The organism is Lactobacillus sp. CBA3605 (assembly GCF_002970915.1).
In the GTDB taxonomy this organism is placed as follows: Bacteria; Bacillota; Bacilli; order Lactobacillales; family Lactobacillaceae; genus Lactiplantibacillus.
The window spans coordinates 1,573,327-1,593,309 of record NZ_CP027190.1; the positions used below are offsets into that span (position 1 = coordinate 1,573,327).

The following is a 19,983-nucleotide window of genomic DNA, read 5'->3' on the forward strand; positions in this document are numbered from 1 at the left end:
GTTTGTTCCGCTTAATCAAAAATTGGCAATCATTCCAAAAAACGGAATGACTGCCAATTTCATGTTATATAGTTGCAAACGAGGCAACGCATATTAGGAAATCGTTAAACTTGGTGCAAGAATAATAACTTAGTTTCAAAATCATGGGTCGGCGGGGCTAATGACAAGCCGACTTGGTTTAGTTCTTGACCGGACCACTGGCCCCCGGTGGTTAATTGATAACTCGCAGTTTCGTTGAGATAGCGCAAGGGTAGCTGAGTGGGTACTTTGACCGCAGAACTTAAGCCAGCGGTGTAGAAGCAGATGGCATGTTTTTGATCAGCCGTCACTAACAGCCAAGCTTGTTCAGTTGTTGCAGGATGTTGCGTTGCCAACCGGTAAAAGTTAGCGGTTTTAAAAAGTGGTTGCCAAGTTTGATACGTTTTAAGCCGATTTTTAATGGCCGCTTGAGCTGTTGCCGACAAGGTATTTAAATCCAATTCGAAGCCTAGTTGGCCGATTGTCGCTAAATCCAAACGAGTTTTTAATGGTGTGGCCCGACCATTTTGTGCATTTGGACTAGCAGCGACGTGGGAGCTAAACACCGATTGAGGGAACTGATAACTAAAGCCTTTGATAATGGTGGCGCGGTCGACTGGGTCGGTTAAGTCACTCAGCCAAGTTTGATCCGTGTAAGCTAACATCCCAAAGTCTAAGCGGCCGCCACCTGCGGAACAATTTTCAATGATTAAGGCCGGAAAACGGGCGCGCAACTGACCCAATAGGTCGTACAACCCTAAGACGTAGCGGTAATAAAGTTCATCTTGTTGGTCACTAGGGAGGCAATCATTGCCCACTTGGGTTAAATGACGATTCATATCCCATTTCAAGTAATCCAAATGATTGGTGGTAATTAGTGTGGTCAACGTTGTTAAGAGGTGTTGACGGACAACGGTTCGAGATAAGTCCAAAACTAACTGATGGCGTGCAGTAATGGGGGCACGTTGTTGATAGTGGAGTGCCCAATCAGGATGCTGCTGGTAAAGTTGGCTGGTCATGGTGATCATTTCTGGTTCAACCCATAAGCCAAATTTTAAGCCAGCCTGATGAGCTTGCTCAGCTAAGGGGCGTAACCCTTGTGGAAATTTTTGTGAATCTACCACCCAATCGCCCAATTGGCCGTGCTCACTATTACGGTTAACGAACCACCCATCGTCTAAGACCACCATGGTTAAGCCTAATTTTTGTGCCGTCTGAATCAAAGGTTGCATTTTAGCAGCTGAGACGTCAAAACCTAGGGTCTCCCAGGTGTTCAGGGCAATTGGATTGTGAATTGTAGTTGGGTGCATTTGGTTAGCAAATGCATGCAATGATTGCGACAGACCGTTAAAGCCTTGATCAGACCAGCTTAAAACAGCTTCTGGTGTTTGGAAAGTGGTCCCAGCGGCTAGTTTCCAAGTGAAAGTCGTGGGCTCTAAGCCAATTGTTAAGCGGGTTTGCTGATATTGATCGACTTCTATGGTGTGCTGAAAATTACCGCTCCAGACTAGCGCACTTCCCAAGACTTCGCCAGTGAATTCAGTTGTCTGGGGGCGAGCTAACGCCACAAATGGTTGGTGTTGTGGCCCACTGGTGCCGCGCAAACTCCGCTGGCTTTGCAATCCAGGATGCAGCGGAGTGAAGTTAGCCTGAGCTTCATGAGCATGAGTGCCGCTAAAGGTTAGCGCTTTATAGTTCGCATCCGCTAAGTCCAATTGTAGACTGGCCGCAGCGTCGACCATCAGCGTGGTCGAACCCGCATTAATTAAGGTTGTACTACGTAAGATTAAAGCTGAATCTTCAAAAATCGTATAATTTAAATCTAACTTTAACTGGGTGACGGTATCGCTTAAATGTAAAATTAGCGTGGTCACTGCTGTCCCGGCTTTAACCGTTGGCGGTAATTGTTCTGGATTTAAGGGCTCTTGCGTGACTGTCATGCCAGTGTAAGTTAGGAGCGGTAATAGTTGATTAGCCGCGTCTTTAATCAAGTAACTTGGTTGCCGATAATCCCCGCTGCCAATCGTGGCATATTCTAACGGAAGCGACGTGATGGCATATGGAAAAGTCGCAGTGGGGTCAGTGGCAAAGGCATGTGCGCCAGTTGGCAAGCCGGGTTCTCCGCAATAGTTCGGCAAATAACGCCCAAAATAGCGGTGCACCGGATACCGGTGGTCGAGTAACTGAATAATATAACTAATTTGATGATTATAAAGTTGGATCAGACCACTCGTTTTATCGAATTTAACGGGCATTTTAAAGGCTCCAATCAGATTTAAATGGCTGCAGCGACGCCACCAGTTGCTGGTTGTGTTAGGGCAACTAATTGGTTCCCTGCTGTAACTTGGTCAACTTTTAAGCGTTCAACATTGGCGTAGGCCGGTGTATTAGTAATGACGAGCATCACCGTGGGGTCATAGTTGGCCGCAGTTAAGGCAGCAATGTCAAAGGTTCCCAATAGATCACCAGCTTGGACGTGGTCGCCTTTTTCGACCTTGGTCGTAAAGTGTTCGCCGTTTAAGTTAACGGTATCAATACCAAGATGAATCAGGATTTCAGCGCCAGCATCTGTTTTAATACCATAAGCGTGGTGACTGTCATAAGTAACGGTGACAATCCCACTAGCTGGTGCTAAAACTTGGTCGCTGCTAGGAATAATGGCAGCCCCTTGACCCATGATTTCAGCGGAAAAGACTTGATCATGAACTTGGCGGAGACTTTCGTTGGTACCGCTGACGGGCGCTACTAAGATTTCATCAGCGACGGCACTAACAACGGGCGCATCGGGTGTGGTTTCACGAACATCAGTATCATCACCCAAAGTTTGTTTTGCATAGATGAAAGTCGGAATGAAAGCCACAATAAAGGCGATTAAAGCGCTTAACAAGAAGGCCGGAATTGAACGTGATGCAATCGAAATGAAGCCAATTACGGAAGCTGGCCCCATGGCGACGGCTAAAACGTGAAACAGACCTAGAAAAATACAAGCAATCCCAGAGGCAATGGCGCCAAAGATAAAGGGATATTTCATTTTTAAGTTGACCCCGAAAATGGCGGGCTCAGTAATTCCTAATAACGCTGATAGTCCGGCAGATGAAGTCAAGGCTTTTTGTTTTTGACTCTTAGTTGCAAAGAAAATCGCTAAGGTTGCGGCCCCTTGTGCAATGTTAGCCATGGAAGCGACCGGGAAGATAAAGGAACCACCGGTTTTACTAATATTAGCTAATAACTGAGTTTCAATCGCCGGGAAAGTCTGGTGCAACCCAGTAATCACGATGGCTGAGTAGAGGAGCCCGAAAATCCCCATTCCAATCCAGCCGGTGGTGTTATAAAGGCCAACTAGCCCATTAGTTAAAGCATCACTGACCGTTCGTAAAACCGGACCAACAATGGTAAAAGTTAGAAACCCGGTAATCACAATGGCAAACATGGGTGTGAACGTAAAGTCGAAGGCGCCTTTAATATGTTTATGGAAGAATTTTTCAAGCGTAGCTAGGATGAAAGAAACGGCTAGCACGGGTAAGACCTGACCTTGATACCCAGCTTGGGCAACATTTAAGCCAAAGATATTCCAGTAAGTCATTTTGCCGGCAGCGGTAACGGCGGCTACACTATTACCGTTAACGAGGTCGGGTAAGACCATAATCATTCCCATGGCAGCGCCTAAGAATGGATTACCACCGAACCGTTTCGTGGCTGAAAAGCCTAGTAGGATTGGTAAGAAGGTGAAGGGGGCAGCCGCCATGGCGTTAATCATTTCGGCAATGCCTTTGAGACCGGGATAAACTTCAACCACGGACTTGGCCATGAATAGATTTTCGGCCGTTAACACATTATTTAAAGCCATTAATAGACCACCAGCAACTAAGGCTGGAATAATTGGAATAAAAATATCAGATAGCACTTTCAAAAAGTCCATTAATGGGTTTTTCTTTTGGCCTGCACTGGCGACGGCTTTAATGTCATCAGGGGTGGCTTCTTTAAGGCCGGTTCTTTCAATTAAAGCATCATATACGTAATCAACGTCACCGGGTCCAATAATAATCTGGTATTGCCCGTTAGTTTCGAAGGTGCCCTTAACATCGGGATCATCATCTAACGCTTTTTGATTGATTTTGCTTTCATCTTTAATCACTAACCGTAGTCGAGTTGCACAATGGGCAGCGGCTTGAAGATTATTAGTACCGATCGCAGCTAAAACACGATCAGCGACTGCTTGATGGTTCATTAGGACCACTCCTTTAAGTTTGATAAATTAGTTTTGCAAGCGCTTTACACAATCCAATAATAACAAGTTATCAAAATATGTCAAGCGCTTAACATAAAATAATTTATCAGTGTATTCTTTATTGAACAGCCGATTTCATAAAAAATAACACATAATTAAGCGAAATGTGACAAGCGTTTGACATATCGTTGTAAGCGGTTTTATAATAGGCTTAACTTAAATTAGTCCATCGAAGGAGTTAACAATCATGGAATGGAATCGTCAAACAAGGTATACCCCCTATCAACAGTGGCCGCAGTCGCGGTTAACGGCCTTAAAAGCGCAAGCCAAAGGGTCCAAGTGGCGGATGCAGCACCATATTCAACCCGCTAGTGGCCTGTTGAACGATCCAAATGGGTTTTCTTATTTTAACCAGCAGTGGCATTTGTTTTATCAAGTTTTTCCATATGGACCCGTGCACGGTCTGAAAGCTTGGCAACATGTGACTTCTAAAAATTTAATTGATTGGCATGATGAGGGCCTAGCGATTCAGCCAGATACCCGTTACGATTCCCATGGCGCCTATACAGGGACGGCGTTACCCGTTGACGACCAATTATTCATTATGTATACCGGCAATGTCCGCAACGAAGCTTGGCAGCGGCAAGCTTATCAGTTGGGTGCTTGGATGGACTCAGATAATCACATTGAAAAGCTGGCAGCGCCATTAATTGACGCCGCACCCAAGGGTTACACGACTTCGTTTCGTGATCCATACTTATTGCACCACGATGGGCGGTATCAAGCTATTATTGGTGGTCAGACGACTGCCGAAGTTGGGGCGGCCTTAGTCTATGACTCACCAGATTTACAACACTGGCAATTTAAAGGTGAACTCAACTTGCCAGCAGCGATGCGTGGGTACATGGTGGAATGCCCTAATTTAGTCTTTATTGCGGGACAACCAGTTTTCTTGTTTTGTCCACAAGGATTACCGCAAACGACTATGGCTTATCAAAATATCTATCCTAATGTTTATATTGTCGGGCAAACCTTTGATTGGTCACAGGCGACTTTGACAGCGCCCACCGGTCCAATGCAATTGGATGCTGGGTTTGACGTCTATGCGACGCAGGCTTTTAATGCGCCTGATGGCCGTGCCTTAGCGGTGAGTTGGATTGGATTACCAGAAGTCGCTTACCCGACGGATGTTGAGAATTGGGCCCACTGTTTAAGTGTGGTGAAGACGTTAACGTTAAAAGATAACCACCTCTATCAAAATCCAGTTGCCGAAGTGATGCAATTAAGAACGCAGTCCCATGATTTAGTGACCGAAGTAACGCAACTGAACGGTACTTTTGAGGTAGAACTCACCGCTCCGGCCGCAACTATCGCGACGGTCACGATTAAGACGGGGACTGCCACGGGCGGGCACTTAACCGTAATCTTAGATGCCAAGCGTGGTCAGGTCACTGTTGATCGAAGTGCCACGGGCCATCCCTTTGCGGAAAAGTATGGTCAGCTTCGAACAGCTCAAGTAACAGCCGGTGCTGCGATAAAAATGCGGCTAATCATAGATGTGTCAGTCTTTGAATGCTATATTAATGAGGGCTATACCGTTTTAACGGGACGCTTCTTTTTAGATGAAGCGCCAACCACGGTTCAATTAACCGGTTCGCTGGCTACTGGCACCGTCTGGGAATGGCGTAAATAAGTGAGCAATGGAGTCAAATAATGAAACCAAAATTAAATGATGTGGCAAAGTTAGCCGGTGTTTCGGTCACGACGGTGTCGCGCGTGATTAACAATCATGGTTATCTGAGTCAAAAAACAAAAACCGCAGTTATGGCAGCGATGCGCGAGTTACATTATCAGCCGAATAATATGGCGCGTTCGTTACAAGGCAAGAATACCCAATTGGTGGGCGTGATTTTTTCAGATATTAGTAATCCGTTTTTCGCCGAGCTGGTCTCCCGGATTGAAAAGTTATTATTTGCCAAAAATTATAAGGTTATTTTATGTAACAGTGCCGATGATCCCCAAAAAGAGCGCGATTATTTACAAATGTTAATGGCCAATCAAGTCGATGGTATTATTGCCGGGGCACATAATTTGGGGTTGGAGGAATATCAACAGTATGGCTTACCGATTATTTCGTTTGACCGTTATTTGTCAGCTAATATTCCAATTGTGAGCTCGGATAATTTTAATGGCGGTTACTTGGCTGCGCAAGCTTTACGGCAAGCTGGGTCAACAAAATTAGCGATTTTTACGGGTAAAAATCAAGCCGGTTCCCCAACTAATGGGCGCCGGGAAGGTTTTACATCCTATTTAGAGCAACAGCAATTAACACCGCATGTTCACGAGATCCCCTTTGAATTGTCACCAGCATTAAAAATGATGCAAATTCGGACTATTTTAGAAAATAATGACTATGATGGGGTCTTTTGCAGTGATGATTTGACGGCGCTACTCACGATTAATGTGGCGCAGCAAATTCCGATTAATGTTCCCACTGAATTAAAAGTGGTGGGGTATGATGGGACGGCCTTGATACGCAACTATCACCCACAACTAACGACGATTGAGCAACCTTTGGCTGATATTAGTACGTTATTGGTCTCATTATTATTACAACGCATTACCGATGCAAATTGTGAATTAGAAGCGAAATACACGTTACCAGTAAAATTAGTTAAAGGGACCACAGCTTAACTTAAAATAAGGAAGGCGGTTTGAAGATGCAGACGGCAGAAATTAAATGGTGGCAAAAAGCCGTAGTTTACCAAGTTTATCCGCGGAGTTTTCAAGATACAAATCAGGATGGTATTGGCGATTTACCCGGTGTCACCGCTCATTTAGATTATTTGAAAAAATTAGGGGTCGATGTAATCTGGTTGAATCCAATTTATCGGTCACCAAATGACGATAATGGCTATGATATTAGTGATTATCAAAAAATTGCGTCAGAATTTGGCACGATGGCAGATTTTGAGACCTTGTTAGCTGCTGCGCATCAGCGGGGCCTCAAAATTATCATGGATTTAGTGGTTAACCATACGTCAGATGAACATCCGTGGTTTCGCCAGAGTCGCTCAAGTACGACCAATGCTTATCGTGATTTTTACTTTTGGCGTGCTGGCAATGGTGAAGCCGCACCTAATAACTGGGATTCGGCCTTTGGTGGTTCCGCTTGGCAGTATGATCAGCAGACGGAAGCCTTCTATTTGCATACTTTCTCAACGAAACAACCAGATTTGAATTGGGAAAATCCAACGGTGCGTCAAGCCATTTATCAGATGATGACGTGGTGGCTGGAGAAGGGCGTTGATGGGTTTCGCATGGACGTTATTAATCAGATTTCCAAGCGACCGGGCTTACCGGATGGGCCTTTGAAACCGAATAGTGCTTTTGGCGATTCTCAACTAGCCAATGGTCCGCGAGTGCATGAATTTTTGCAAGAAATGCACCAGCAGGTGTTGGCAAAGTTCGATGTGATGACCGTCGGTGAAACCCATGGGGTGACCCCGGCAGATGCGCTTAAATATGCGGGGCAAGACCGACGTGAATTGGATATGGTTTTTGAATTTGACCATCTTAAATTGGACAACAGTCAGGCTGGTTACGGCAAGTGGAGTACCCGCAAAACGCCACTGGTAGCTTTGAAAGCGGTGATTGAAAAATGGCAAGTCGGGTTAAATGGTCAGGCTTGGAATAGTTTGTTTTGGAATAATCATGATACCCCCCGCGTTGTCTCACGGTTTGGTAATGATACCCCGCAGTATCGTGAACGGTCGGCTAAAATGTTAGCGACCTGTTTACATCTGTTACAAGGGACCCCGTATATTTATCAGGGAGAGGAACTTGGCATGACGGATGCACATTTTGACCACCTCAGTCAGTATCGAGATATTGAAACGTTACATGCGTATCGTGACCTAGTCACAGCTAACCATCAGTTAACTGCACCAGATATGTTGGCCCGGATTGCAGCTAAGTCACGTGATAATTCACGAACCCCAATGCAATGGAATGCCCATGAAAATGCGGGCTTTAGTACTGGCACACCGTGGATTGAGGTCAATGCCAATTACCAAACAGTGAACGCGGCTGCGGCATTAGCTGATCCTAATTCAGTCTGGTATTATTATCAAAAATTAATTGCGTTACGCCACAATTATCCGCTGGTCACCTTGGGGACCTTTACCTTATTGTTACCGACTGATCCAGCAGTATTTATGTATCAACGCCACTATCAATCGCAAACTTGGTTAGTTGTTTGCAACTTTACCGCCGAGCAGGTCACGCGCTCGTTGACGCCATATTTGACACCACAAGCACAGCTGATGATTGGCAATTATACGGATGATCAGGGCGATTTATTGCGGCCTTATGAAGCTAAGGTCTACGCCGTTTAACATCGTTAATTGAGTATAAACCCAAAAAATCGCGTCAAGAATTCACAAAATTCTTGACGCAATTTTTTTGCAGTTATTTTTCAATAACAATCCGGCCATCATGGGTTCCCGCTAATAATGCTTGGCCTTGAGTGAAGCCTGCTAATGTGAATGGTAAGTGGGTCCCAATGGTGGTCCGTAATTGATCAGTACTGAGTAATTTGAATAACATTTGTAACGCGGCCTGGTCAGAAATGGCATTAGTTGCGTGAATGGATTGGAAACGAATTGATTTACTACTAGCTGGTAACCGTTTAGCGACTGAAACAATTGTCGCATCAAATTTAGCCATCGCCAAATCGGTCTTACCATCTACGCCATTGAGCGTGACGTTGATAATCACGTCCCCCCGGTCAGCTAAGACATGGGCGGGATTTTGATGATCATAAGCCACAAACTGGTCTAAACCTAAGGCCGCAAGTTCGTCTGCATGGCGCTGACTCGCAATGGCAATCACGTGGGCTCCTAGACGCTGGGCCAATTGGACGACGAGCATTCCCACGCCACCGGCTGCGCCTTTGACAATCACGGTTTGGCCGGCCTGAACGTCAGCAAAATAACGAACGGTTTTATAAGCGGTAATACCCGGTGTAATCAGACTAGCTGCCATTGCCGCTGTTAAATTGTCCGGCACTGTGACCACAGTATCAGCATCTACACAGACTTGTTCAGCGTAGGCATGTTCTGTATGCGCAGCTACGCGGGTCTGCAACGGCATATCTGTCACAGCGGCCCCCACTTTGATGACGCGACCAACGACATCATGGCCGGGAATGAGTGGTAATGGCGTGTCCGGGTTAGTTCCCAGATGATCAAGGCGATCAATATCATTTAAATTTACCGCTGATGTTTCAATGACCAGCTGATTCGCGGTTGGTTCTAAAGCTGGCTGTTCGATTGCTTCAAAAATGGCAGGTCCCCCAAATTTGCGATAACCATATGCAAGCATCGTTTTCCCCCTCCTAGGCAAAAAAGTTCTTTAAGCCAATTGTAGCGGCGGACAAGGGCAAACCACAAGCTACGACCATCAGATTAGGGGCTTTGTTTGGTGACTAACTTAGTAAGCGCAATGGCTTGCTTATTCACTCGGCAACTGTTTTTTTAGGCTGACGCTTGAGCCCCCAACCAGTGAAACCACTTAGAATGGAGAAGAGCGGCGACAATAAGCTGAAGAAGCAAAATGGGAGGTAAGCCAGCGTGCTCACGCCTAATGTATTGGCTGCGAAGGCGCCCGCAACGCCCCAAGGAATGAGGTAGTTAATGACGGTTCCGCCATCTTCTAGGACTCGGCTCAAGGCGAGATTAGCTAAGCCGCGGTCATTAAAAGTTTTTTTGAAAGCTTTCCCTGGCAGAATAACGGAGAGGTACTGTTCACCAACAAAGAGATTGACACCGATACCCGCTAGAATTGTTGCGGTGACAGTGGCGCCGGTGCCATGGAGGCGCTTGGCGAGGGGCACCATGGCAGTTTGCACGAGGTTGAATTTCATGAGCAAACCGCCTAACGCTAGGGTCAACAATATTAACGAAACGGTGCCCATCATTGCGCTGATACCACCCCGGGACAGTAACTGATCGACACCCGCATTGCCGGTTTTTGCCACGAACCCTGTTTCAATCATGCCGGCAACTTTGGTTAATGGCGTGTGGGGCTGTTCAATAAACAACATTACGATGGCCAGACCAATATTCAATAAGAGGGTCGGAATGGCGGGAATTTTGCGTAACGCACAGCCTAACATGAGTAACAGTGGTAAGCTTGCCCACCAACTAATGGTGAAATTTTGATTTAGCACGGCCAAAGTTGTTTGGATTTTTCCCAACTGGCTACCTGTGGCGGCCCCTAAACCGAGAATGGTGTATAGGCCAAGCGAAACGACGAAAGCGGGAATCGTGGACCACATTAAGTTTCGAATATGGTTAAAGAGATCACTTTCAGCGATGGCAGCGGCTAAATTTGTTGAATCAGATAGTGGTGACGTCTTGTCTCCAAAAATAGCACCGGAAATGATGGCACCGGCAATTAAGGCCGGGTTAATCCCCATAGTGGTCCCAATCCCGAATAGCGCAATCCCAATCGTCGAAATAATGGTAAAAGCACTCCCAATTGAAGTCCCGATAATGGCACAAACTAAGAAGACCGAGGGCACGAACCATTGTGCGGAAATCAGATGGAAGCCGAAGACCATCATGGATGGAATAATACCGGCCGCAATCCAAACACTGATTAAGGCACCGATCAACAGAAAGATAAAGATTGGAATGATACCAGTGGTAATGCCATCTACAATGCCGGCATGAATCTCTTCCCAGGTTGCCCCGCGAGTTTTGGCCCAGAGAATCAGTAATGCGATAACTAAAATGACGGGGGTCTGTGGAGAAAGCCCGAACTTGATGACGCCTAGCCCCATAATCGTTAACATGAGTAATAAAATAAGTAGCGCGGCGGGTAAACGAACCGGCCGCCAATGAGAATTAGGTTGCATGGTCAACACTCCTTTTTTTTGACAAAAAAATCGTCCCTATTGCAATTAATGCAACAGGGACGATTGATTAGACCGTGGTACCACCCAGCTTGAAGCAACTTTAAGTCACTTCCACTCACTAGAAGGTAACGGTTCTAGTTATTATCCGCCGGGCGAACCCGGACATTTTACCGTATTTCGGCATCATTAACCTGATCGGTTCGCAGCAACCACCGACTTCCTGACCCACAGTTAAGATGTTACTTGAAAGTAAAATTAACGTTCATTATTAAGTTAAAGGCGATATTAGCATGTTGTGACCAGAACGTCAAGTGTGACAGTTAAAAGGTTAGCCTTGATCCGCATTAAAGGTTTGTTCCACGATATCCATGACTTCTTTGAACAAGCCGATTGGAAATTGGTGGGACCGGCGAATTAAATTGATATGCACGCTTGGAATTTGAACATCGTTAATGGGTAATTTAACTAAGCCATCAATGGGTGCCGTGGTAATGTCTGAAACAAAGCCTAACGCCATGTTTTCACGGACTAAACCGCTGATTAAATTACTATTATCCGACTCAAATAGAACTTGCGGTTCAATTGATAATTGTTCTGTCAATTGGTGGAAGACAAGTTTGTTTAGGTAAGTGGCATTTAAAATTACGAACGGGTACTGTAAAGCATCCTTGAAAGTAGGATGTTCTAATTGTGCAAATGGGTGATCAGGGTGACTCAAAATTTTAAACTCAAATGGTCGCAAGGGCGTTACCGCTAAGCGTTCATCGAGTGTTTGGTCGAGATTCCCACTAATTGCTAAGTCAAGCTGACCAGCTAAGACTTGTTTGACTAATTGGTTAGCACCCATTTCAACGGTGTGGACACTATCCAATAAGTCTTTTTCAATAATCGGTCTGGTTAAGGCTGGCAAATAATGTTCACCAATGGCCGGTTCAACACCGAGCCGCAACGTGTGCTGACGCAAGTGACTAATGGATTCGTTTACGTGTTGCCAGTTAGATGTAATATCATTAGCGGCTAATAAGAGTTGTTGACCGCTGGGCGTTAAGACCAGGGCTTTAGTCTTGGCTTGGCGAAAAAAGAGTGTCACTTGGAAATGACGTTCAAGACGTTTGATAGCCTGAGAAATTGTTGGCTGACTAACATGAAAGTCGGCGGCCGTTTGGGTATAACTCTGGGTACTAATCAAACGCTGAAAGTAATACAGATCCTTAATGTTCATGAAAATGTAGCCTCCATAAGAATTGTTAGTGACGATTCATCAAAGAATCGTTCTGGGCTAGCTAAAGTTTGAGTTATTTAGACATAATTATAAAAAAAACTTATTGATTAAGGGGGTGTTCAATGACCCGACCTTGATGTTTGGGTTATCAGTTGACCAATTAATCATACCACGATTATCGCTTGAACAGGCTAATTATGTTACTGAATATTTAATTTAGGGCAATTAATCATATAATGGTTGAAGGCTTAAATTTATAATTAATTTTAATAATGATTAATCGGCAGTGTTGACGACCGGAAATGCTGATGACTGAGGGGTTTCAACGCTCCCAATGGTTAAATGAAATGGCGCAGCTAACTGGGGATCTCATAAAATGAGTGCCGGTAGGACCACTATGAAATGGTTATAATTAATATTAGAAATAGAAAAAACAACGCTAGAAAATAAATTTAGTTTATAACCTGTTTGACGCACCCAATTATGATGAGTTATCGACCAAGCAACAAAAAAGCAACTTATAAGCATTACTTATCGGTTAAAGCGGTGTCATATTTAATTTCAACGAGGTGATTTGCCAGCTGAAAAGGAGGAAAAGTTAGTGTTGACAACGTTTTCTTTAGTTTTGACTAATTTTACGACGAATAAAGTTAACCCCCTAAAACTATAACTGATGTTAATAAGTCGATTTAGTCTGGCTGAGTGGTTGGGCTGTACTGACTAAGTTAATATAAACCGACATAATCACGGCGTATTGGTTAAAGGGGTGTGCTAATTTAGCTAGCGGTGTTGGGAATCATCTGTTCTATATAAGTTATTATAATACTAAACCGATTATTAATTCGATAAACGGCTTAAAATCAATGAGTTTGTTAATTCAGTATAAAATATTATTATAAACAAACCGAATTAAATACAATGGTTTAGTTGGTAACTTCCTACTTTACGATTGGAATGAAAACGTTATTATGTAAGTGAGTTAATCGAAAGGCCGTTTTTTAAGGCCAGGCTTGCAACTAAGCGGTGATACGACGATTGACCGTGAGCGCTTTAATCAAAGCTTGGACCATATCTTTGGTGGCGGTAAATAAATTAGCCATAAAAAAACTGCGACGTTAGTTAGTCGCAGTTTTTTTGAATTTTGATTGAATGGTCCTTAACGCCGATCTTGATGTGATCGGTTTGTGGGTCTTATTCGAACGGGTTGAGCAGCGGGGACGCGGTTCCCGGCGACAACACCAGCAACGGCCGCGAGCCCAGCAGCTGCTAATAAACCTGCTAGTAGCATGTGCAAGACCTCCTTTTCGTTAAAGCACTAGTAACGTTTTGATTACTTGCAGTTTAGGCGAGTTGGCGGTGAAATGCAATTAATAAGCTGGTAAATTAACGAACTTTTGCATAAGTTGCAATTTTCTTAAGTAATTGTTGATTATTGTTGATTCTTGCAAAGGCGGCAGCGTCATTTAAGAGTAATGCAGTCTTGGCTGGATCTGAGCTTAATTGCGCCTGTAAAAATTTAACACGAGCAACATAAAAAGTGACGTGGAATTGGGCACAAATCTTGATAGCGTACGCAAGCAGCTTCTCACTCTGGTCGGTTTCGCCTAATTCAGCGTAAAAGGCGCCCGTGTGAAAGGCTAAATTAATCACGCGCCAGACACTGGCCGTCGTTGTTAAAGCGAGATTTGGCAAAGCATGACGAACTTTTTCAAAGTAATACTGAGCCTTATTTAGTTCATGATTATATTGGTAGGCAATCCCGCTGCCACAATAAGCGAGCTGAGTATAAATGAGGGCATGCTGTTCATCTAAATCGGTGATGATTTGGTCAAAATTAAATAAGACATCACTAATGGGATGGTGATTAAGGGCGGCAACATAGCCGTTTAAATAGTAATATTGTAGCTTGGTTTCTTGATCGTGGCGGGGCAGGTCGGCAATTTTTTTGAGCCGTATTTCGGCGTCGGCGTAGTCACTGGTAATTAAATCAAATTCAACTTTTTCGAGTTCCGTTAAGACAGCCGCATCTGCGACCCGTTCCGTTGGGAAAACGTCTTCTAGTTGTAATTGGAGGCGCTGACAAAGTTGTGCGACAATCCGAATTGCTGGGGCCTTGCCGTTATTTTCAAATTTGCTTAAGGTTGCTTGGGTACAGATTCCCGCAGATAGGGCTTTTTGTGATAAGCCTAAAGCCTTGCGACGGGCAATAAATAATTCAATGTTCATTTTTATGGACCCCCTTAAAGGTTATCGCATTAACTTTATCAGAATTGACGATGAACAACAAGGCTAACATCGGGTGTGACAAGCCTTGACTGGAATCTGGCAGTAAAAAAGTGCTCCATCATCATTAGACTAGTTAGTTAATGATGATGGGGCACTTCAATGTGACTTGGTGCAGTTATTTAGCCATGTAAGCGGACTTGAAATTATAGTTAATGCCCGCAGTATTGTAAATTAAACCTTTTAGCTTTGGATTAACCATCTGGGCGATGACGTTTTGTGAAAGTGGGGCGACGCCTTGGTCAGTCCCGATAATCTTTTCAGCTTTGGCTAAAGCCGCCCAACGAGTTTTGCTGTTGGTCGTATTAGCGGCAGTCGTAATTGCGGCATCGTAATCTGAGTTGGCCCATTTACCGAAGTTGTAATCGTTCGTTGAGGTCATGATACCTAAATCTGAAATTGGATCGGAGAAATCAGCTTGCCATGCGGATAGTACCAATTGGAAGTTCCCGGCAGTTTCTCGAGCAATCCGTGTCTTATAAGGAACGGTGATGCTCGTGATTTTTAGGCCTGGCAATTCTTTTTCTAATTGGCCTTGAACATATTCTGATAGAGCTTTCATCTGATCAGTATCATCATGCGTTAAAGTCAATGTTAAGCTCTTTTTGCCAACCGCTGCCAAGCCTTCACGCCAGAGCTTTTTGGCCTTGGCATTGTCTTGGGTCACTGAACTGTTAACAGTATTTTCCGTGGCGAAGTCTTTGCCAGTGGTTGGATCTTTCGCTAAGCCGGCGGTCACAAAGCCCTTTGGCGTGACCGAACCGTCACCTAAAACATTATTGACGAGCTGTTTCCGGTTGAGCGTTAAGGACATGGCTTGACGCAACTTAGTGTTGGCTAAGGCCTTAACTTTCTTTTGATTGAATTCCAAGTAATTTAGGCGGGAAGATTTGCGAATAACTAACTTATTGTTGTTCTTTTCGTTTTTAACTTGTTGACCAGATAAGGTTGCCATATCAAGCTTACCGCTCTGGAACAAGTTAAAGGCGGTCGTGGTTGATTTGATGACTTGATCATGAATCTTGGTTAGGTGGACATTCTTTTTGTCCCAGTATTGGTCGTTTTTAACTAAGGTCCAAGTAGCGTTGGTCCCTTCCCAACCAGTCATTTTAAACGGCCCATCGTAGACCATTTTACTAGAGCTGGTCCCATAGGCTTTACCATATTTTTTAACGGCATTTTCGTTTTGGGGGAAGAAAACATCAAAGCCCATCAATAGCTTGAAATACTCAATGGGTTTTTCTAACGTGACAGTTAACTGGTACTTACCATCAGCTTTAATCCCTAAAGTTGTGGGCTTTGCTTTGCCACTGGTGATTTTATCGGCATTTTTAATGCCGGAGTAGAGGTAAGCGTATTGTGAGGCCGTCTTGGGATCGACACTCCGGCGCCAACCATAAACGAAGTCTTGCGCCGTGACTTGGTCGCCGTTACTCCAATGGGCATTTTTACGTAACGTAAAGGTATAGGTTAACTTATCTTTAGAAATCTTGGTGGCAGTCGCAATGCCCGGCGTGATTTTACTATCATTGCCAATGCGATAAAGGCCTTCTTGTGAGTTACTAATCATGGTGCCACTAATGACGTCGACTGCTAGTGATGGATCTAGTGTGGATAAATCTTGGCCATTTTCAGACCAATTTAAAACTTGTGAACTGGCTAGTTTGCCAGTTGATTGACTGTTACTACTGGACGAGTTGGTTTTGCCGCAACCGGCTAATAATAGCCCGATGGTGGCAGTGACGGCAAGTGCCGCAGTGATTTTTTGCCATTTCATGAGCGGGGACCCCCTAGTTCCTTTTATGATATAAGGATGAGAATACATTAAAAATAGATTAAAATCAACTTAAAATTAAAATTATTTTTAGCCGGACATCAAAAAAGCAGTCCCAGCGGTGGGTTTCACCGGGACTGCTTAGTAAAAGAATTCACCTAACAATGTCAGAGTAGCTTTGGTTTAGTAAGGTCGTTTAAGTAGCCGGACGCGATCAACAGCCGGAATTTGGTTGAGTGTCGTGATTAAGTGCTGACTACGGGTATGGTCAAGCGCATCAATATCAATGATGGTGTAGGCGGTTTGCTGCTTAGCAGCGTTCGCCATTGACGCGATATTGAGCCCTGCTGCTGCTAGTGTTGCGGTGATTTGACTAACCATATTGGGCACGTTTTGATGAATGATAGTGAATCGATTGGCGGCATTAAATGGCACGCTTAGGTTGGGTAAGTTAATGGCATCTTGAACATTGCCCGTTTCAAGGTAAGTCATGATGGCTTGGGCGGCTGCGGTGGCCCCGTTAACTTCGGCCTCGATGGTCGATCCGCCGATGTGGGGAGTGACGGTGACCTGGGCTTGGTTAGCCAAGCTCGGTTCACCAAAGTCAGTGTAATAGTGGGCCACTTGGCCAGTCTTGATGGCTGCTAAAACGGCACTATTATCCACAATTCCACTGCGCGCGTAATTGAATAATTGGACCTTGGCTGGCATTGCAGCCAATTCAGGGGCGCCAATTAAGTTTAAAGTTGCCGCACTTTTAGGGACATGAACGGTGACATAATCTGCATCTTTAACGGCCATCGGTAAGGTAGCGGCGCGCTGGACTTGTTTGGAAATATTCCAGGCAGCGTTGGCTGACAGGTACGGATCGTAGCCGACAACGTTCATCCCGAGGGCGAGGGCCGCGTTCGCCACTAAGACCCCGACATGTCCCAGACCAACGACGGCGAGCGTCTTGCCGTATAATTCGGTACCGTTGAATTTGGTTTTGTCATGTTCGGTGCGTTGCGAGACGTCTGCTTCAGTGTGGCGGGCTGAATAATTAGCGGCTTCGATTAAGTTCCGTGAGGCCACAATTAAGAGCGCAATGACGAGTTCTTTAACCGCATTGGCGTTACTGCCAGGTGTGTTGAAAACCGCCGTCCCATTTTTAGTAGCGGCGGCGATGGGAATATTATTGACGCCAGCTCCGGCGCGGGCAATCACTTTGAGTGTTGCTGGTAGGGGTTGGTGCGTGAGGTCGACTGAGCGAATGAGATAAGCATCAGGATCATCGGTTTGGTTGAGTTGGTAATCGCTGGTAAACCGGTCTAAGCCGGCTTGGGCAATCGCGTTATAAGTTTTAATTTGATACATTTGACTGAACTCCTTTATGAGTGGCTTCAAAAGTGGCGAGATAATCAACGAGTGCTTGCACACCAGCGATTGGCATAGCGTTATAAAAACTAGCACGCATGCCGCCTAATAAGCGATGACCTTTTAAATTCAATAAGCCATTTTGAGTAGCACCGGCAATCACTTGCGTATCTAAGGCTGGACTAACCGTCTTAAAAGGGACGTTCATCAGTGACCGGTCAGCGGGGGCGACGGGATTATTAAACAACGTGGATTGATCCAAAAAGTCATATAATAAAGCCGCTTTTTGGCGGTTACGTTGGGCCATGACGGCGACGCCACCTTGTGTTTTGAGCCATTTCAAGACTAGTCCAGCGGCATAAATGGCCATGACTGGCGGGGTATTGAACATCGACCGTTTGGTTGCAAAGAGCTGATAGTCAAGCATGCTGGGCAGGTGTTTTGCGTGCCCAATTAAGTCATCACGAACAATGACTAAGGTTAAGCCAGCTGGACCGAGATTTTTTTGAGCACCGGCAAAAATCATCCCAAAGTCGGCGACGTTGTAAATCTGGCCTAAAAAGTTAGACGACATGTCGGCGACTAAGGGGACGGTCCCTGTGACAGGTAAAGTGGTATAGGCTGTGCCTTCAATCGTGTTATTAGTTGTGACATGGACATAGTCTAAGTCAGTTGCGACCGGCTGATTGAGGGTCGGTAAGGTGGTGAAGTGAGTCGCCGCACTGCTACCCAAAATATCGACTTTAGTGTGGACGCGCGTGGCTTCATCCGCAGCCCGACTCGCCCAATGACCACTATCGAGGAGACCGATATGATGATGTTGAATCGCTAAATTTAACGGTGCGGCGGTGAATTGTAAGGTGCCACCACCTTGAAAGAAGAGCACGCGATAATTATCAGGAATTTGCATCAGCGTCCGTAAATCAGCTTCAGCATCAGTGATAACCTGGTCAAATAACTGGGAGCGGTGTGAAAGTTCCATGATACTCATGTGCGATCCTTGAAATGATGGTAATTCAGCTTGAATCTGAGCAATCACTGATTGCGGCATGACGGCCGGACCGGCGGAAAAATTATAAATTGGCATTAATATCCCCACTTTCAAATTAACGGACGACTAGCTAAAAAAAGTCCGCGCAATCAATTTTGATTACGCGGACTTAAAGTCAGGAGTTATAACCGTCCGCGTCATCAATGGTCATTGACAAGTGCGCGGGCTTTGTTGGAACGCAAAACTAGGCCGACACAGTTGTCTGTGTTGACCAGGAGGAGACGATTAAGTTAGCTTGACGATTAATAACCATGCTGACCACTCCTAAAATTTCGTTGCCTTAAATCTACCAAGCCGGTAAAAATTTGTCAAGCTAACATGACTAAAATTATTGTGGCATAATGAAAAGCAACTAAGCCAATTAATGCAAGGAGATTCAGCTGATGACTACTTTCTATATTGTCCGGCATGGTCAAACGACTGCCAATGCTCAAGACTTAAAACAAGGGACGATTAATACCGCTATTACGCATTTAAATGCGGTTGGTGAGCGCCAAGCACAAGCACTACAAGCACGTTTTGACATTAGTTTTGCTGACCGCTTAATCGTGAGTCCGTTAGCTCGGACGCAAGCGACTGCCGCTATTCTAAATCATGGTCGTGATTTGCCGATCACACTCGATGAGCGCTTACTTGAAATCTCATATGGTCAATGGGATGGTCAAAAAAATGCCGAGCTAAAAGCGCAGTATCCCCAATATTTTGATCCCGCCTTACATGACGTCTTGCCAAGTTATATCAAGGTTGCAACGGCTGGAGAGTCGTTTGATCATGTGGTCCAACGAGTGACCGACTTCTTAACGACGACGGCACAAACCCATCCAACTGAGCAGATTATCGTGGTGACGCACGGGTTTACAGTGAAGGCGATGTTACTTGCTATCTTAAAACCGGCTGATCCGATGAGTATTCCTGAACCGGATAATGCCAGTGTGACGAAGTTGACCGTGGTGCCAGCGGAAGATCGCGCCTATGTGAGCTATTATAATCGGCAAGTTGGCTTTTAAAAATGGCGGGGAATTTAAATTGACTCATTCAGCAGCGACGCAGCCGTTAACTTTTAGTGCTACCGGAGTGACCACGATTAAGCAAATTTTAGCCTAGGTCGGTAGACTAAAAAGTAATCAAA

At 45.0% G+C, this 19,983-nt stretch carries 14 protein-coding genes; 4 read left to right on the plus strand and 10 right to left on the minus strand.

What is annotated here, in order from left to right; all coding sequences use genetic code 11:
- Window positions 1–104 precede the first annotated feature (104 nt).
- Window positions 105–2,273, minus strand: coding sequence for an alpha-galactosidase (locus tag C5Z25_RS07575; protein ID WP_105452085.1), 2,169 nt, complete (start codon window positions 2,271–2,273; stop codon window positions 105–107).
- A gap of 20 nt (window positions 2,274–2,293) precedes the next feature.
- Window positions 2,294–4,246, minus strand: a complete 1,953-nt coding sequence (locus tag C5Z25_RS07580) for a sucrose-specific PTS transporter subunit IIBC (RefSeq protein ID WP_105452086.1) — start codon at window positions 4,244–4,246, stop codon at window positions 2,294–2,296.
- A gap of 247 nt (window positions 4,247–4,493) precedes the next feature.
- Here C5Z25_RS07580 and C5Z25_RS07585 point away from each other — a divergent pair, with 247 nt between their 5' ends.
- The 3 genes from C5Z25_RS07585 to C5Z25_RS07595 are packed head-to-tail and all read left to right on the plus strand — an operon-like array spanning window position 4,494 to window position 8,643.
- On the plus strand, window positions 4,494–5,939 hold the full coding sequence (locus tag C5Z25_RS07585; protein WP_105452087.1) for a sucrose-6-phosphate hydrolase: 1,446 nt from the start codon (window positions 4,494–4,496) through the stop codon (window positions 5,937–5,939).
- A gap of 20 nt (window positions 5,940–5,959) precedes the next feature.
- A complete protein-coding gene (locus C5Z25_RS07590) occupies window positions 5,960–6,940 on the plus strand; it encodes a LacI family DNA-binding transcriptional regulator (RefSeq protein WP_105452088.1) in 981 nt (326 codons plus the stop codon).
- 26 nt (window positions 6,941–6,966) lie between these two features.
- Window positions 6,967–8,643: a glycoside hydrolase family 13 protein gene (locus C5Z25_RS07595; RefSeq protein WP_105452089.1), complete on the plus strand. Its 1,677-nt coding sequence runs from the start codon at window positions 6,967–6,969 to the stop codon at window positions 8,641–8,643.
- Window positions 8,644–8,716: 73 nt separating this feature from the next.
- Here the strand turns inward: C5Z25_RS07595 and C5Z25_RS07600 are convergent, their stop codons facing one another.
- The 8 genes from C5Z25_RS07600 to serC form a co-directional block, all read right to left on the minus strand.
- Window positions 8,717–9,631, minus strand: coding sequence for an NADP-dependent oxidoreductase (locus C5Z25_RS07600; RefSeq protein ID WP_105452090.1), 915 nt, complete (start codon window positions 9,629–9,631; stop codon window positions 8,717–8,719).
- Between the two features lie 133 nt (window positions 9,632–9,764).
- Window positions 9,765–11,168 (minus strand): Na+/H+ antiporter NhaC, encoded by a 1,404-nt coding sequence (gene nhaC / locus C5Z25_RS07605; protein ID WP_105452091.1) that lies wholly within the window; start codon window positions 11,166–11,168, stop codon window positions 9,765–9,767.
- Between the two features lie 328 nt (window positions 11,169–11,496).
- Complete coding sequence (locus C5Z25_RS07610; protein WP_105452092.1) at window positions 11,497–12,390, minus strand: LysR family transcriptional regulator; 894 nt, start codon at window positions 12,388–12,390, stop codon at window positions 11,497–11,499.
- A 1,156-nt stretch (window positions 12,391–13,546) separates the two neighbouring features.
- Window positions 13,547–13,678, minus strand: a complete 132-nt coding sequence (locus tag C5Z25_RS12735) for a hypothetical protein (RefSeq protein WP_255414755.1) — start codon at window positions 13,676–13,678, stop codon at window positions 13,547–13,549.
- Window positions 13,679–13,773: 95 nt separating this feature from the next.
- Entirely contained in the window at window positions 13,774–14,616 is an 843-nt protein-coding gene (locus C5Z25_RS07615) for a helix-turn-helix domain-containing protein (RefSeq protein WP_105452093.1), read from the minus strand.
- Window positions 14,617–14,791: 175 nt separating this feature from the next.
- A complete protein-coding gene (locus C5Z25_RS07620) occupies window positions 14,792–16,450 on the minus strand; it encodes a peptide ABC transporter substrate-binding protein (protein WP_105452094.1) in 1,659 nt (552 codons plus the stop codon).
- A 180-nt stretch (window positions 16,451–16,630) separates the two neighbouring features.
- Complete coding sequence (locus C5Z25_RS07625; protein WP_105452095.1) at window positions 16,631–17,803, minus strand: phosphoglycerate dehydrogenase; 1,173 nt, start codon at window positions 17,801–17,803, stop codon at window positions 16,631–16,633.
- Complete coding sequence (serC, locus tag C5Z25_RS07630; RefSeq protein WP_105452096.1) at window positions 17,790–18,890, minus strand: 3-phosphoserine/phosphohydroxythreonine transaminase; 1,101 nt, start codon at window positions 18,888–18,890, stop codon at window positions 17,790–17,792. The genes C5Z25_RS07625 and serC overlap by 14 nt, the downstream gene beginning before the upstream one ends.
- Window positions 18,891–19,237: 347 nt before the next feature.
- On the opposite strand from serC, the gene C5Z25_RS07635 reads away from it, so the two are divergent.
- Window positions 19,238–19,861: a histidine phosphatase family protein gene (locus C5Z25_RS07635; RefSeq protein ID WP_105452097.1), complete on the plus strand. Its 624-nt coding sequence runs from the start codon at window positions 19,238–19,240 to the stop codon at window positions 19,859–19,861.
- The last annotated feature ends 122 nt before the right edge of the window (window positions 19,862–19,983 follow it).